A 15,747-nucleotide genomic window follows, 5' to 3' on the forward strand; every position below is an offset into this window, starting at 1 on the left:
CGCATGGCATTGCCATGCGCGTGACGCATCACGCCCGTGCGTCGGAGATCCGCCCTGCCCGCACCGGATCTCCGCCATGTCCACCGCCGACCGCCCCGCTGCAACGCTGACACCGCCGACCGATTCCACGGGCGCCGTTCTGAGGCCGATGTTCCGCTTCGGCCCCGCCGACGCCCCCCGCATCCTCGAACACCTTCTTGCGCTGGATGCCGATGACCGCCTGCTGCGCTTCAGCCACGGCATCCGCGACGAAGGCATCGCCGCCTACGTCGCCACGCTCGATTTCGCACGCGACCATGTGCATGGTCTGGGCACCGCACAAGGCGACATCGTCGCCCTCGCCCATGTCGCGGTGCGCGATGGGGAGGTCGACTTCGGGCTCAGCGTCACCGCAACTCATCGCCAGCGCGGACTGGGCCGAGCACTGTTCAACCACGTCATTGCACTGGCCCGCCTGCACGGCGCAGGCCGGATCGTGTGTCACAGCGTCAGCCCGGCGGTACTCCACATGGCTGCCGCCAGCGGCTTCCGTCGGCCTGGCGGCAGCCACACCGCCCCCCTGACGCTGGATCTGCGGGCCGAGTCCCACGCCGGCGACGACGCCCATCCTTGCCCGGCCCCCAGCGCAGTCAGCCTCGCGGCCGCCTGAAGCTCGCCTTCCCTCAGAAACCCGTTTCATCCGCACTCACCCAGACGAGGACCACCCGTGGACCGACTTCCCGCCGAAGCACTTGATAGCGCCATGCAACTCGCCGCTTTCCAGATCATCCGCCGCAATGGCGCCGTCGTTGCCTTCGATCCGAACAAGATCGCCGTCGCCATGACCAAGGCCTTTCTCGCCGTCGAGGGCCGCCAGGGCGCGGCGTCCTCACGCGTACGCGACATCGTGGCCCGACTCACCGATACCGTGGTCGGCGCCCTCACCCGTCGCCTGCCCGACGGCGGCATACTGCACATCGAGGACATCCAGGACCAGGTCGAGCTGGCGCTGATGCGCTCGGGCGAGCACGACGTCGCGCGCGCCTACGTGCTCTACCGCGAACGCCGCGCCGCCGAACGCGCCGCGCAGCAGGACACCGAAGCGCAGGCGGGCGGCACCGGCCCCGTGCTGCACGTCGTCGATGGCGAAGCGCGCCGCCCGCTCGACCGCGCCGCCCTGCTCGCCGTGTGCCGCGAGGCCTGCGAAGGGCTGGACGGCGTGTCCGCCGACACCGTGCTCGAACACGCCCTGCACAACCTCTACGACGGCGTGCCGATTGCCGCTGTGCGCCAGGCATTGGTGCTGGCAGCACGCACGCTGATCGAGCGCGAGCCGGACTACGGCCACGTCGCCGCGCGCCTGCTGTTGTCGGCCATCCGCGTCGAGGTGATCGGGCACGAGATCTCGCAGGCCGACATGGCCGACCCCGATCGAGGCTACGCCGCCTGCCTGCCCGCCTTCATCCGCCAAGGCATCGAGGCGGAGCTGCTCGATCCCCGGCTGGCCGACTTCGACCTCGCCCGCCTGGCGGCGGCGATCCGGCCCGAGCGCGACCTGCAGTTCGACTACCTCGGCCTGCAGACGCTGTACGACCGCTACTTCCTGCATGTCGACGACCGCCGCATCGAGCTTCCGCAGACCTTCTTCATGCGGGTGGCGATGGGCCTGGCGATCAACGAGATCGACCGCGAGGCACAGGCCATCGCGTTCTACGAGCTGCTGTCGAGCTTCGACTTCATGAGCAGCACGCCGACGCTGTTCAACAGCGGCACCCGCCATTCGCAGCTGTCGTCCTGCTACCTGACGACGGTGGCCGACAGCCTCGAGGACATCTACCAGTCGATCAAGGAAAACGCCCTGCTGCAGAAGTTTGCCGGCGGTCTGGGCAATGACTGGACGCCCGTGCGTGCGCTCGGCAGCCGCATCAAGGGCACCAACGGCCAGAGCCAGGGCGTGATCCCCTTCCTCAAGGTGGTCAACGACACCGCGGTGGCGGTGAACCAGGGCGGCAAGCGCAAGGGCGCGGTGTGCGCCTATCTCGAAACCTGGCACCTCGATATCGAGGAATTCCTCGAGCTGCGCAAGAACACCGGCGACGAGCGCCGCCGCACGCACGACATGAACACCGCGAACTGGATCCCCGACCTGTTCATGAAACGCGTGCTGGAGAACGCCGAGTGGACCCTGTTCTCGCCGGTCGACGTGCCCGACCTGCACGAGCGCTACGGCCAGGACTTCGAGGCGGCCTACCGCGCGTATGAGGAAAAGGCCGAGCGCGGCGAGATCCGCCTCTTCAAGCGCCTGCCCGCCCTCCAGCTGTGGCGCAAGATGCTGACCATGCTGTTCGAGACCGGGCATCCGTGGCTCACCTTCAAGGACGCCTGCAACCTGCGCTCGCCGCAGCAGCACGTGGGCGTGGTGCATGGCTCCAACCTGTGCACCGAGATCACGCTCAACACCTCGGCCGACGAGACCGCGGTGTGCAACCTCGGCTCGGTGAACCTGCCCGCCCATCTGGTGCGCGACGGCGACGGGCGCTGGACGCTCGACCACGACAAGCTGCAGCGCACCGTGCGCGTCGCGATGCGCCTGCTCGACAACGTCATCGACCTCAACTACTACGCCACGCCCAAGGCGCGCGCCGCCAACCTGCGCCACCGCCCGGTGGGCCTGGGCATCATGGGCTTTGCCGACGCCTTGCACATGATGGGCCTGGCCTACGCATCGGATGCCGCTATCGAGTTCGCCGACCGTTCGATGGAAGCCGTGTGCCACGCCGCCTACTGGGCCTCGACCGAGCTGGCCGAGGCGCGCGGGCCGTATTCCAGCTTCCGCGGCAGCCTGTGGGACCGGGGCATCCTGCCGCAGGACAGCCTCGCGCTGCTGGCCGAGGGCCGTGGCCGCAGCAGCGCCGGCGGCGGCGCCCTGCTCGAAGTCGACCGCTCGTCCGCGCTCGACTGGGGCCCGCTGCGCGAACGCATCGCCCGCCATGGCATGCGCAACTCGAACTGCGTCGCCATCGCGCCGACCGCGACGATCTCCAACATCGTCGGCGTGTCCGCCTCGATCGAGCCGGACTACCAGAACCTGTACGTCAAATCCAACCTGTCGGGCGAGTTCACCGTGGTCAATGCGCATCTCGTGCGCGAGCTGAAGGCGCTCGGCCTGTGGGACGAAGTGATGGTGGCCGACCTCAAGTATTTCGACGGCTCGCTCGCCCCGATCGAGCGCATTCCCGCCGAACTCAAGGCGCGCTACGCCACCGCCTTCGAGATCGAGCCGCACTGGCTGGTTGAAGCCGCCTCGCGCCGGCAGAAGTGGATCGACCAGGCGCAGTCGCTGAATCTCTATGTCGCCGCCGCGTCGGGTCGCAAGCTCGACGAACTCTACCGCCTGGCCTGGCTGCGCGGGCTCAAGACCACCTACTACCTGCGCACGCTGGGCGCCACCGCCATGGAGAAGACCGGCACCACCACGCCGTCCGCCGCCAGCGCCGGCCCGGTGCCCAAGACCTGCTCCATTCTCGACCCCGACTGCGAGGCCTGCCAATGACCGCCTTCTTCGACGACTGGGACACGCCGGTTCGCCCTCGGGTAGCCACTGCTCCAGCCACTACGCCAGCCTCCCGCCAGGCAGGCTCCCCGGCGCCCTCGGTGACGCCCACGGCACCGGCATCCCGCCCCGACGCGGCCCTGTCCGCCACCGATGCACGGCCGGGCGCGCTGGCGCCGGTGCGTGCTGCCGACAAGCGCATCGTCAATGGCAAGGGTGACATCAACCAGCTCGCGCCCTTCAAGTACCCCTGGGCGTGGGAGTTCTTCCTCAACGCCAACAAGAACCACTGGACGCCGCTGGAAATCTCCATGGCGCAGGACGTTCACGACTACCACCATCGCCTGACGCCGGCCGAGCGCCATGTGTTCGAGAACGTGTTGTCCTATCTGACCACCTCGGACATCCTCGCCATGCGCAACATCGGCCTGGCGGTGATGGAAAAGATGACCGCGCCCGAACTGCAGATCTACCAGGCCCGCCAGGTGTATGAGGAAGCCCTGCACACCTGGACCTACCAGCACTGCATCGAAAGCCTGGGCCTGGACCAGCAGGAGATCTACAACCGCTACCGCGTCGTGCCCGAGATCCACGGCAAGATCGCGCTCGCCAACCGCCGCCTCGAGCGTGTGATGCGGGCCGACTTCGACCTCACCGACCGCGACAACCTGCACGAATTCGCGCTCTCCTACCTCTTCTTCGCGGCCATCTTCGAGGGCTGCTGGTTCTACAACGGCTTCACGCCCATCTTCGCGCTGCAGCGGCGCGGGCTGATGAAGGGCACGGCCGAGCAGCTGCAGTACATCATGCGCGACGAGGTGCTGCACTGCGCCTTCGGCATCCGCACCGTGCGCACGCTCATCGCCGAGGAAAACCTGCAGCTCGATCCCGCGGCGCTCGCCCGCCTGTGGGAAGAGGCCGAGGCCGCCGAAGCCGCCTACGCCGGCTATCTGCTGCGCGAGCCCATCCTCGGCTACTCGGCCGCGCAGCACATGGGCCAGTTCCGCTACATCGCCAACCGCCGCGCCCGCCAGCTCGGGCTGGCCGAGCCCTTCCCCGGTGCGGAAAACGTGCTGCCCTGGCTGGACGAGCAGGCCAACCTACGCAAGGAGAAGAACTTCTTCGAGACGCGGGTCACGGAGTACCAGACCGGCGGCGCACTGAGCTGGGAGTGAGTCGCTGCCGGGTAGCAGACGCGGGCATCGGGCCGCGCTGCACCCGGCGCCCGGCGGTTTCGTTAATCCCATTCACACACCCGCAGCCTGCATTAGCAATTCTCCGGCCGCCGTTAACCCGTGCGGCGGAAGATCACGCTCAACAGGACCGCCGACCTTCGTCGGACGGGAGCGTGATCAAGGAGAAGCATCATGTCGTTCAGCCGCCGCGCCTTTCTGAAGTCCACCGCCGCCTTCGCCGTCGCCAGCGGCGGGCTCAAGCTGTTCGGGGTCCACGAGGTGTTCGGCGCGGACACCGTGCTGATCCCCCACGCCTCGCACTACGGCCCGTTCAAGGCGGTGGTGAAGAACGGGGTCCTGGTCGGCGTGCAACCGCTGAAGCACTTCGACCCGATGCCCACGCAGATGCTGCTCGAAGGGGTGCTGAGCCGCACCTACCACCCGACCCGGGTGCAGTATCCGATGGTGCGCCGTTCCTACCTCGCCAACCCGCGCGGCGACATCAAGGGGCATCTGCGCGGCAAGGAACCCTTCGTGCGCGTGTCGTGGGAAGACGCGCTCGCGCTGGTCGCCGACGCCAGCCTGCGCACGATCGAGCAGCACGGCAATGACGCGGTGTTCAGCTCGTCCTACGGCGGCTGGTCGCACGCCGGCGTACTGCGCCCGCAGGTGCTGCAGGGGCGGCTGTTCGGCCTCATCGGCGGCCACAGCGTCACCACCGGCGACTATTCCGGCGGCGCCTCGCAGGTCAGCCTCCCGCACATCATCGGCGACATGGAGGTGTACTCACCGCAGACGTCCTGAGAAGTGATCCGCGACCACACCGAGGTCTTCGTGCTGGTCGGTTGCGACCCGTGGAAGAACAACCGCATCGAATACACGGTGGCCGACCACCAGATGTACTCGCGCTGGGAGGCAATCCGCGATGCCGGCGTGAAGTTCGTGTCCATCAACCCGCAGCGCACCACCACCGACGAGGCCATGCGCGCCGAGTGGGTGAAGATCATCCCCAACACCGACACCGCGCTGTTCCTGGCGATGTGCTGGCACGTCTATACCACAGGCAAGTACGACAAGACCTACCTCGACAAGTACACGGTGGGCTTCGACAGGTTCCTGCCTTACCTGCTCGGCAAGGACGCCGACGGGACCCCGCCCAAGACGCCGGAATGGGCCGCGAAGATAACCGGCATCCCGGCGGCGAAGATCGTCGAGATGGCCGACCTCTTCGCCAGCAAGCGCACGGAGTTCGCCGGCGCGTGGTCGCTGCAGCGCGCCCACCACGGCGAGATGACGCACTGGGCGATCATCGCCTTCGCCGCCATGACCGGCAAGATCGGCAAGCCGGGCGAAGGCGTGGGCTTCTCCTGGCACTACGGTGGTGGCGGCATGCCGGTCTCCGGCAAGCGTGGCGCGGTGGGCATTCCGCAGGGGCGCAACCCGGCCAAGGGCCGCTGCCCGGCCTCGCGCATCTCGGAGATGCTGCTCAACCCCGGCAGGCCCTACACCCGCGATGGTGCGAACTTCACCTTCCCCGACGTGCACATGATCTACAACGCCGGCAACAACTTCGTCCATCACCAGCAGAACACCAACGAGCTGATCGAGGCGATGGCGAAGAAGGTGCACACCGTGGTGAACCAGGACCCGTGGTGGTGCGCCTCTTCGCGCTACGCCGACATCGTGCTGCCGGCCACCAGCCACCTCGAGCGCAACGACATCAGCACCGGCGGCACCTACAGCAACGACAAGATCTGGGCGATGCGCCAGGTGATCCAGCCCTACGGCGAGAGCCTGGACGACTTCGAGATCTTCCGCCGCCTGGCCGAACTGTTCGGCGTCGAATACGGCTTCACCGAAGGCCTGACGGTGATGGACATCGTCAAGAACAGCTACGCCAGCACCGACGCCACGATCCCGTTCGAGGAATTCTGGGAAACCGGCGTGGCCGAGATGGAAGTGCCCGAGGCCGCCCGGCGCTGGGTGCGCCATGGCGATTTCTACGCCGACCCGGTCAAGAACCCGCTGCACACCGCCACCGGCAAGATCGGCCTGTATGTTGAAGCCTTCGAGCGCTTCGGCACCAAGGAATGCCCGCCGATCCCGAAGTACCTCGAGCCGGCCGAGTTCCTCGGCAACGCCAAGCCGGGCCAGGTGCATGTGGTCAGCCCGCACCCCTTCATGCGCGTGCATTCGCAGATGGCCAACGCCGAATGCTCGAAGCACCTCAACATCCAGGGCCGCGAATTCGCGCTGGTGAGCGAGGAGGACGCGCGCGAGCGCGGCGTCAAGGACGGCGACCTGATCGAGGTCTACAACGATCGCGGCGCGGTCATCGTCGGCGCCCGGGTGTCGCCCAACATCATGAAGGGCGTGATCAGCATCTACGAAGGCGCCTGGCTGTCGAAGGACAGCAAGGGCCGCTGCAACAGCGGCGCGATCAACGTGCTGACCACGAGCGTGGCGGCGAGCGACCTCAGCCAGGCCACCAGCGCCAACACCTGCCTCGCCTCGTTCCGCAAATGCACCGACGCCGAAGGCCCGAACCGCGCTTACGAGCCGCCGGTGGTCGAGAACAGCACAGCCCGCATCGAAGCCGCCGCACTGAGCCTCACCGAGCGCGCGCAGAAGGCCAAGGCCGCCTCCACCGCCGGCCTGACGCCGGGTGAAAAGCTCTTCTACGAGCGCTGCACGCTGTGCCACGTGCCGCGCGAACCGGGCGACTACACCGTGAAGCAGTGGCACGGCATCACCGAGAGCATGTTCCCGCGCGCAGGCCTGACCGACGACGAGCGCAAGCTGGTGCTGGAATTCCTCGAGAAGAACGCGAAGAAGTAAGCCCTTCCAACCCCAACCCCTAAGCGGCGCAAGCCGGCATGGCGCCGGCCCGGTCCTCAAGGCCGGGTCGGCGCCACTTCGTAGACCGGCACGAAGCCCGCCGGCGGCAGCATCCAGTGCGCCGGGAAACGCTTCAGCGTGGCGGCATCGACCAGTTCCACGCCGGGGCCGACGTGAGGTTCGATCTCCATGCCTTCCAGCGCGCGCAGCGCCTGCCGTACCGCCATGCGCCCCTGCAGCACCGGAAAATCGCTGACCGACACCAGGATGCGCCCGCGCAGCAACCCGCTATACACGCCGGGCGTCACGTAGGACGACACGATGCCGACCTCGCCCTCGCGAGCGCGCCGCCGCAACTCGGCAATCGCCGCCTCCGCCATCGGTGCGTTGCCCACCAGGTAATCGAGCCGGGAATGGGCGTCGAGGACCTCCTCGACCAGCTGGCGCTGGATCGAGCGCCCGGTATCGCCGCCGCGCACCGCGACGATGCGCACCGCGCTGTCCGCGATCGCGTCGCGAAAGCCACGGTCGATGAAGTCCACCCAGCCCGCATCCTGCGGCCCGGGCAGCCAGGCGATGTCGGCCCCGGCGGACCCCGCCGGGTGGCGCTCGGCCAGCCAGCGGCCGATCTTCCAGCCGAGCTGGTACCAGGGCACGCCGACCTTGCCCTGCACCGCGCTGGCGTCGATGTCGTTCACCAGGGCCAGCACCGGCCGCCGCGCCGCCTCGGGCGCGAGCAGGTCGTTGAGGCCGGCGTAGCTCACCGTGCCCACCAGCAGCGCATCGCTGCCTTCGTCCGCAAGGCAGGCGCGGACGCGCTCGCGCTGGCGCTCGAGATGCTCGTAGCCGGCCGACTCGAGCACCTGCAGGCCCAGGCCCAGCGCACGCGCCTCCTCCACCATGCCGAAGTTAACCGCCAGCCAGTAGCTGTCCTTCAGGTGCGGATAGACGGCGCACAGCCGCCACGGCCGCGACGCCGCGACATGCTCGAAGATGCCCGACGCCTGCCCTGCGCCTTCCGGCGCGCGCTGGTCGCCGCGCCAGCGCTCGACGGGCCAGCGCTCGACGGGCCAGCGCTCCGCCAGCCAGTCGGCGTACCCTGCCGCGGGGGACGCCAGCGCGGCGGACGAGACGACACCTGCGGCGAAGAGCGTCGCAAGCAGCGCGGTTTGCATCACCCGGCGGGCACCTCGCCGGTAAGATGAGGGCCAGCCCGGTCTGGCAAGGGCACGAAGCGGATCCACGACGACATCACCTCAATATGGACGCCCCATCTTACGTGAAAGCCCCGCCACGGCGCCGCTTCGGCCTGCGCGAACGGCTGATGCTCGGCCTGCTGCTCGGGGCGCTGGGCACGATCATCGTCGCCGTCGTCGGCTGGGCCAGTTTCCAGCGCGTGGTCGACAGCCAGCAGATCATCGTCCGCGAGACCCTGCCCACCGCCGACGCCCTGCACGACGCGGTGCGCGGCAACGCCCGCCTGGCCGCCCTGGCCCCGCGCCTGGCGCGCGCCGACACGACCGGCGAACTCGCGCAGCTGCGCGCGACCCTGGACGCCGAGCTGCCACTGATCCGCGACCGCCTCGCGCGGCTCGACTCGCCGCACGTCGAACCCGAGTTGCGCGCGCGCCTGCAGGCAACCGGCGACACCCTGGCCGCCCGCCTCGGCATCATGGCCGACACCATCGCGGCCCGCCTGCAGGTTCGCGACGCACGCCTCGCCGCCACACACGCCCTGCGCGACAGCATCGACGAGCTCGATGCGCTCGCACGGGCGCAGACCGACAACGCCATCGCCCTGCTGGTGTCGACGCTGACCATGCTGCTGCAGGCCGGGACGGGCGCCCCCTCGACGCCAGCCCCCCCAACCGATCGCGCGACGGCAAGCGACCGCCTGCTCGACGTCGACCTCGACACCCTCGAGCGCATGCATGAACTCGTGCTCACCGCCCACGCCCTCGGCAGCCTCGTCGACCGTCTCGACGAAGTCGACACCCCTGCACGGCTGCAGGAGGCGCGTACCGCGTTCGACACCCAGCTTGCCTTGCTGGCGCGCCGGGTGCGCGACGTCGCCGACCCGGGTGCCCGCGCGCAGGGCGAGACGCTGCACGCCGCGCTCGCCGGCGCGACGGGGCCTGGCGGCGCCTTCGACATGCGCGGTGCAGAACTTGAACTGCGCGCCCGCAGCGACGCCTCCCAGGCCGAGGTCGGTAAGCTGACCACCGAACTCGACGCGCTGGCCGGCGAGCTCATCCATCGTGGCGGCCGCATCCTCGCCGAAGCAGGCCTGAGCGCCGAGCGCAGCGCCAGCTCCGGCGTGCTGGCCTTCGGCGTGATCGGCGCCGCGCTGTTGCTGGTCACGGCACTGGTCCTCGTCCAGGTCCTGCGCCGGCACACCCTCGGCCGCCTGCTGGCGCTGGAGGAGGCGACGCTGGCGCTGGCCGGCGGCAAGCGCGACGTGCGCATCGACACCGACGGCGACGACGAACTGGCTTCGCTGTCCCGTGCACTCGCCCGCTTCCGAGACGACGCCATCGAACGCGACCAGCTCGCTGCCGCCCTGCGCGTGCAGCAACAGCAACTGGAGCACGAGGTCGCCGCCCGCACCGCCGAGCTGCGCGACAGCAATGCCGCACTGGCGCGCGAAACCGCCGAGCACGCCGCGGCGCGCCTCACCGCGGAGAAGGCCGACCACGCCAAGACCGCCTTCCTCGGCACGGTGAGCCACGAGCTGCGCACGCCGATGGCGGGCATCCTCGGCCTGCTGGAATTGCTCGACGACACCCGCCCTGCGCCCGGGCAGCAGAAGTACCTCGAGCAGATCCGCTCCGCCGCGGTCCTGCTGCTCGAGCTGCTGGAGGACATGCTGGACTTCGCCCGCATCGAGGCCGGCGGGGTGCAGGTGGAGAACACGCCCTTCAGCCTGCGCGACACGGTCAACGACGTGTTTGCGGTGCAGGGCACGCGGGCGGCGTCGCGCGGCCTGGCGCTGGTGGCCGACATCGCCCCCGGCGTGCCCGACGCCCTGCTCGGCGACCGGCGCAAGCTCAGCCAGATCCTGCTGAACCTCGTCGGCAACGCGATCAAGTTCAGCGACGAAGGCGCCGTCACCGTGCATATCGCACCGGGCATCAGGCCCGATGGCCTGCGCTTCGCGGTGCAGGACCACGGGATCGGCATCGACCCGGCGCGCCAGCGCGAGGTGCTCGAACCCTTCGTGCAGGTACGCGACAGCGGCCGCCACCACGGCGGCACCGGCCTCGGCCTGGCGGTGTGCAAGCGCCTGATCGAAGCCATGGGCGGCGAGATCGCCATCGACAGCGCGCCCGGGCAAGGCACGACGGTGAGCTTCGAGCTCACCTTCGCGCCGGCGCCGGCGCCCGCCGAGGCAAGGGCCAGCGCATCGTCGGCGCATCTGGCGCCAGGACACAGCGTGCTGGTGGTGGAAGACGACGCCGTCAACCGCATGGTGGTCGAGCGCTTCCTGCAGGCGCTCGGCCAGCATCCGCTGTGCGCCGGCGACATCCAGGCCGCGCTCGCTGCCGTTGGTCGGCAGGTGCCGGACCTGGCCCTCGTGGACATGAACCTGCCGGACGGCGACGGCCGCGAGTTGCTGACACGCCTGCGCGCCCTGCCCGGCGTGCCACAGCTGCCCGCTGTGCTGATGTCCGCGCACGTGCCAGCCAGCGAAGTCCAGGCCCTTCTCGACGCCGGTTTCGCCGCCTTCCTGTCCAAACCCTTCTCGCGCGCACAACTGCAGGCCCTGCTCGCACGGCTGCTGGGCGACGGCGCGGCGCCAGCGCCCGTCCCGCACACCCGCGACGCGGTGCCATCGGACGCAACGGATACGCCACCGCCGGACCGGGTCAGCGAAGACTTCCTGCGCGCCGAACAGGCGGCGCTCGGCGAAGCGGTGCTCGGCCAGATCGCCGCGGTATTCGAATCGCAGGGCGATGCGCTGATCGACGCGCTGCTTGCCGCCGCGCACGCGGGCGATGCGGAGGAATGCCGCAAGCTGGCGCACAAGCTGCGCGGCGCGGCGTCAAACCTCGGGCTGGAAGGCCTCCGGGCGCAGGCGGGTGGCCTGGAACAGGACCTGCTAGGCGCGGCGCCCGACCTCCGCCTGCCCGATCGCGCCCGTGCGCTGCAGCAGACCTACCACGACACCGTCGAGGCGCTGCGAGCCACGCTGGCCCGGCTGGCTGAAGGCAGATCCTGAAGGCTTCAGGACGCGCGGGTTTCGACCTCGGTCGCGAGCCGGTAGCCCTCCCCGCGCACCGTGGTGATCAGGGAGTCGGCCTGGCCCTCGGCGTCGATCTTGGTGCGCAAGCGGCGCACCAGCACGTCAATCGTGCGGTCCTGCGGGTCCCAGTCGTGCCCACTGACAGCCCGCGACAGGCGATCGCGGCTCATGACCTCGCCGGGGTGGCGCACCAGCAGGGCCAGCACCTCGAACTCGCCGCGCGTCAGGGCCACCTCGCCCCCCGCCCGGTCGAACAGGCGGCGGCGAGGCAGATCGAGCGTCCAGCCGGCAAAGCCAAACACCTCCTCGCGCTCGCTCGCCCGGCCAGCGGCGCGAACCTCGCCGGAGCGGCGCAGCAGGCTCTTGACCCGGGCCAGCAGTTCGCGCGGGTTGAAGGGCTTGGTGACGTAGTCGTCGGCGCCGACTTCGAGGCCCACGATCTTGTCCACGTCGTCGTTGCGGCTGGTGACGAGGATGATGCCGATCGCGCCGTTGCGCGCCCGCAGGTCGCGCGCCAGCGACAGGCCATCCTGCCCGGGCAGGTTGATGTCGAGCAGCACCAGGTCGACCGGCGTGCGCGCCAGCGTCTGCCACAGCGCCTCGCCGTCCCCCGCCAGCAGGACCTCGTAGCCCTCCTGGCTGAAATAGGCGCTCAGGCGGGCCTGGGTGACTAGATCGTCATCGACGACCAGCAAGGTGGGCGAGTGGGCATCGCGGGCAGGCTGCATGGTGTTGCCTTTCGAACGGTAAGACCCAATCTTACCGATTAAGCGCCGCGCCGACGTCCCCGCGCGACTCAGGGGCGGGCCTCTGCGCCGCGGTAAGCCGCCATGTCGATGCCGAAGCGGGCGATCTTGTCATACAGGGTCTTGCGCGGCACGGCCAGGTGCTCGGCCGCCGCGGCAACGTCGCCGCCGCAGTCGCGCAGGGCGTTGTCGATCAGCAGGTGCTCGAAGGCGGCGAGGCGCTGCGCGAGCCCGGCGCTCTCGTCCGCAGCGACCTCGGCACCGGGCCGCCAGACGCCGAGCACGAAACGGTCGGCGGCGTGCTGCAGTTCGCGCACGTTGCCCGGCCAGTCCTGCCCCATCAGCCAGTCGAACACCGCCGGCGACAGTGCCGGCTGGGGGCGGTGGTAGCGCTCGGCGGCCTGCAGGCAGAAGGCGGTGAACAGCTGCGGGATATCCTCGCGCCGCGCGCGCAGCGGCGGCAGCGCGATGGTGACGACGTTGAGCCGGTAATACAGGTCGGCACGGAAGCGCCCGGCCGCGACCTCGGCCTTCAGGTCGAGCTTGGTCGCGGCCACCACGCGGCAGTCGACCGGGATCAGGCGGTTGGCGCCGAGGCGCTCGACCACACGCTCCTGCAGCACGCGCAGCAGTTTGGCCTGCAGCGGCAGCGCCATGCCCTCGATCTCGTCGAGGAACAGCGTGCCGCCGCTGGCATGCTCGATCTTGCCCGCGCGGCTGCGCGTGGCGCCGGTGTAGGCGCCCGGCTCGACACCGAACATCTCGCTCTCGAACACGCTCTCGGGCAGCGCCGCGCAGTTGATGGCGACGAAGTTGCCGTCACGGCGGCGCCCGGCATCGTGCAGGCCGCGCGCCACGCGCTCCTTGCCGGTGCCGGTCTCGCCCTCGATCAGCACGTCGACGTCGGTGTCGCCCAGCTCCATCACCAGGCGACGCACGTTCTGCATCTGCGGGCTGTCGCCGATCAGGCCGCCGGGGCCGTCGGCCTGCGCCAGCCGCGCCTTAAGCGCGCGGTTCTCCAGCACCAGGCGGCGCTTCTCCATCGCGCGGCCCACCACCTCGACCAGGTGCTCGGGCGCGAACGGCTTCTCGATGAAATCATAGGCCCCGGTGCGCATCGCCTCGACCGCCATGCCGACGTCGCCATGGCCGGTGACGAGGATGACCGGCAGGTCGGGATCGATCTCGGCCACGCGGCGCAGCAGGCTCATGCCGTCCATGCCCGGCAGGCGCACGTCGGTCACGAGCACCACCGGACGGTCGGTACCGAGTTCGGCCAGCGCCGCCTCGGCGCGCGCGAAGTCGATCACCGCCATGTCGGCCAGCGCGAAGGTCTGCCGCCCCGCGGCGCGCACGGCGTCGTCGTCCTCGACATAGACGACGCGGATTGCGTGTTCGGTCATGCTGCTGTTTCCTCGGTCGATTGTCGGGCTTCAGGCGCAAGCGGCCAGCTCGCCCGCATCAGCGCGCCGCCGCCCGGGCGATCCAGCACCTCGAGCCGTCCCCCCGCGGCCTCGACCAGGTCGCCGACGATGGACAGGCCCAGGCCCAGCCCCTGGCCCAGCGGCTTGGTGGAAAAGAAGGGTTGCAGGATGCGGTCGCGCACTTCGGCGGCGATGCCCGGCCCATTGTCCGCCACTTCGAGACACAGGCGCCCGCCCGCCACGCGCGTGCGCAGCTCGATCAGCCCGTCAGCGCGGCCGGCCAGCGCATCGAGCGCATTGCCGACCAGGTTCGAAAGCACCTGCTCCAGCGCCTGTGGCTGCAGCGGGAACTGCAGGCCCGCATCGTCGACGACGAGGCGCACGCCGGCCTTCGCCAGACGCTCGCGGAACCAGCCCGCCACCACCTCCATCGCCTGCGCCGCCGGCGCGGTGCCACCGCTCGCCTGCTGGCGCGAGGCGAACACCTTGAGCTGCGAGGTGAGCCGCGCCATGCGCTCGACCAGACCGATGATCTGCTGCAGGTTGTCACGCAGCGCATCGAGCCGGCCACGCTCGAGGAAGGTCAGCGCATTGCCGGCGAAGCTGCGCATCGCCGCCAGCGGCTGGTTGATCTCGTGCGCGACACCGGCCGCCATCTGGCCGAGCGCGGCCAGGCGGTTGGCCTCGATCAGCGCGCGCTGCGCGCCGCGCAGCTTCTGTTCGGCCACGGTGCGTTCGGAGATCTCGCGCAGCAGTTGCTGGTTGCTCGCGGCGAGGTCGGCCGTGCGTTCGGCCACGGTGCGCTCGAGCTCGGCCTGCGCCGCAAGCCGCTCGCGCAGGCGGCGCACGCGCTGGCGCCAGTAGAGCCCGGCGGCCAGCAGGGCGCTCAGCACCAGGCACACGCCGGCCACCGCCTGCCATGCCGCGGCATGCACGGGTCGGGTGTCCTGCAACATCAGCATGCGCCAGTCCAGCCAGTCGAGCGCGCGGCTGCCGACCACGTACTCCGGACCGCCGAGGCGGGCGCGCTGGTCGTCCGTCCATTCCAGCGGCAAGGGGCGCAGCCCGGCCGTGTAGTACTGGCGCGTGGCCTGCAGCTCGCGCTGCGACACATCGTTCAGAGGCGCGAGCGTGCCGAACTTCCACGCGGCGTTCGAGGTCAGCGCGATCACGCCGTGGCGGTCGACGACCATCACCGCTTCGCCGCTGTCCGACCAGGTCTGTTCGAGCTGGGTGAGCTCCACCTTGACCGCGAGCACGCCGATCACGCCCTGCGGCCCCTGTACCGGATGGGCGAAGAAGAAGCCCGGCACCCGGGTGGTGGCGCCGACAGCGAAGAAGCGCCCCGCCCGGCCGGCCAGGGCATCGCGGAAGTAAGGGCGGAAGGCATAGTTCTCACCGACGAAGGAGTCCGGCCGACGCCAGTTGCTCGCGGCCAGCGTGTTGCCGTCGGCGGCGATCAGATACAGCATACCGGCCCCGGCACGGTCGTTAACCTGCTCGAGCAAGGCGTTGGCGCGCCCGAGCAGGACCGGGTCCTGCGGATCGGCCAGCAGCGCCGGCAGCAGGGGGTGCTGCGCGAGCACCGAGGGCAGGCTCTCGAAACGCAGCAACTGCGCATCGAGGCTCGCCGACAGCAGGGCCAGGCGCTGCGCCGCATGGTGCGACAGCTCGTCGATGCCGGACTTGAGCCGGTAGGCGTGGGCCGCCCACGCCAGCGGCAGCACGAGCGCGAGCAGCGCCAGCGCGCGTGCGAGGGGGTGCCGGTGGGAGCGGCTGCTCATGCGGA

Annotated in this window: 8 protein-coding genes and 1 pseudogene; 5 read left to right on the forward strand and 4 right to left on the reverse strand. The window is 69.9% G+C overall.

Annotation, left to right across the window (positions count from 1 at the left end; translation table 11 throughout):
- Positions 1-76 precede the first annotated feature (76 nt).
- The 4 genes and pseudogenes from CGK74_RS10280 (at position 77) to CGK74_RS19435 (ending at position 7,545) form a co-directional block, all read left to right on the forward strand.
- Positions 77-649, forward strand: a complete 573-nt coding sequence (locus CGK74_RS10280; RefSeq protein WP_133091826.1) for a GNAT family N-acetyltransferase — start codon at positions 77-79, stop codon at positions 647-649.
- A 93-nt stretch (positions 650-742) separates the two neighbouring features.
- Positions 743-3,532 carry a ribonucleoside-diphosphate reductase subunit alpha gene (locus tag CGK74_RS10285; RefSeq protein ID WP_206186231.1) on the forward strand — a complete coding sequence of 930 codons (2,790 nt, stop codon included), beginning with the start codon at positions 743-745 and terminating at the stop codon, positions 3,530-3,532.
- Positions 3,529-4,707, forward strand: a complete 1,179-nt coding sequence (locus CGK74_RS10290; protein ID WP_094268396.1) for a ribonucleotide-diphosphate reductase subunit beta — start codon at positions 3,529-3,531, stop codon at positions 4,705-4,707. The genes CGK74_RS10285 and CGK74_RS10290 overlap by 4 nt, the downstream gene beginning before the upstream one ends.
- Positions 4,708-4,899: 192 nt before the next feature.
- Positions 4,900-7,545, forward strand: a pseudogene (locus tag CGK74_RS19435) (molybdopterin-dependent oxidoreductase).
- Positions 7,546-7,601: 56 nt separating this feature from the next.
- Here the strand turns inward: CGK74_RS19435 and torT are convergent.
- Positions 7,602-8,720 (reverse strand): TMAO reductase system periplasmic protein TorT, encoded by a 1,119-nt coding sequence (gene torT / locus CGK74_RS10300; protein WP_240498687.1) that lies wholly within the window; start codon positions 8,718-8,720, stop codon positions 7,602-7,604.
- Between the two features lie 86 nt (positions 8,721-8,806).
- Here torT and CGK74_RS10305 point away from each other — a divergent pair, with 86 nt between their 5' ends.
- Positions 8,807-11,764, forward strand: a complete 2,958-nt coding sequence (locus CGK74_RS10305; protein ID WP_094268398.1) for an ATP-binding protein — start codon at positions 8,807-8,809, stop codon at positions 11,762-11,764.
- A gap of 5 nt (positions 11,765-11,769) precedes the next feature.
- On the opposite strand, the gene CGK74_RS10310 is transcribed toward CGK74_RS10305, so the two are convergent.
- The 3 genes from CGK74_RS10310 to CGK74_RS10320 all read right to left on the reverse strand — a co-directional run bounded on the left by CGK74_RS10310 (position 11,770) and on the right by CGK74_RS10320 (position 15,742).
- Positions 11,770-12,516: a response regulator gene (locus tag CGK74_RS10310; protein ID WP_094268399.1), complete on the reverse strand. Its 747-nt coding sequence runs from the start codon at positions 12,514-12,516 to the stop codon at positions 11,770-11,772.
- Between the two features lie 68 nt (positions 12,517-12,584).
- Entirely contained in the window at positions 12,585-13,937 is a 1,353-nt protein-coding gene (locus CGK74_RS10315; RefSeq protein ID WP_094268400.1) for a sigma-54-dependent transcriptional regulator, read from the reverse strand.
- A complete protein-coding gene (locus tag CGK74_RS10320) occupies positions 13,934-15,742 on the reverse strand; it encodes a sensor histidine kinase (protein WP_165770069.1) in 1,809 nt (602 codons plus the stop codon). The genes CGK74_RS10315 and CGK74_RS10320 overlap by 4 nt, the downstream gene beginning before the upstream one ends.
- Positions 15,743-15,747: the final 5 nt, after the last annotated feature.

Origin of the sequence: Thauera propionica (genome assembly GCF_002245655.1) — a bacterium.
Taxonomy (GTDB): domain Bacteria; phylum Pseudomonadota; class Gammaproteobacteria; order Burkholderiales; family Rhodocyclaceae; genus Thauera; species Thauera propionica.

Bases quoted from the DNA above. Each gene is read 5' to 3' on its own strand.
- CGK74_RS10280 (WP_133091826.1), top strand. From the start codon at position 77: ATGTCCACCGCCGACCGCCCCGCTGCAACGCTGACACCGCCGACCGAT.
- CGK74_RS10285 (WP_206186231.1), top strand. From the start codon at position 743: ATGCAACTCGCCGCTTTCCAGATCATCCGCCGCAATGGCGCCGTCGTT.
- CGK74_RS10290 (WP_094268396.1), top strand. From the start codon at position 3,529: ATGACCGCCTTCTTCGACGACTGGGACACGCCGGTTCGCCCTCGGGTA.
- torT (WP_240498687.1), bottom strand. From the start codon at position 8,720: ATGCAAACCGCGCTGCTTGCGACGCTCTTCGCCGCAGGTGTCGTCTCG.
- CGK74_RS10305 (WP_094268398.1), top strand. From the start codon at position 8,807: ATGGACGCCCCATCTTACGTGAAAGCCCCGCCACGGCGCCGCTTCGGC.
- CGK74_RS10310 (WP_094268399.1), bottom strand. From the start codon at position 12,516: ATGCAGCCTGCCCGCGATGCCCACTCGCCCACCTTGCTGGTCGTCGAT.
- CGK74_RS10315 (WP_094268400.1), bottom strand. From the start codon at position 13,937: ATGACCGAACACGCAATCCGCGTCGTCTATGTCGAGGACGACGACGCC.
- CGK74_RS10320 (WP_165770069.1), bottom strand. From the start codon at position 15,742: ATGAGCAGCCGCTCCCACCGGCACCCCCTCGCACGCGCGCTGGCGCTG.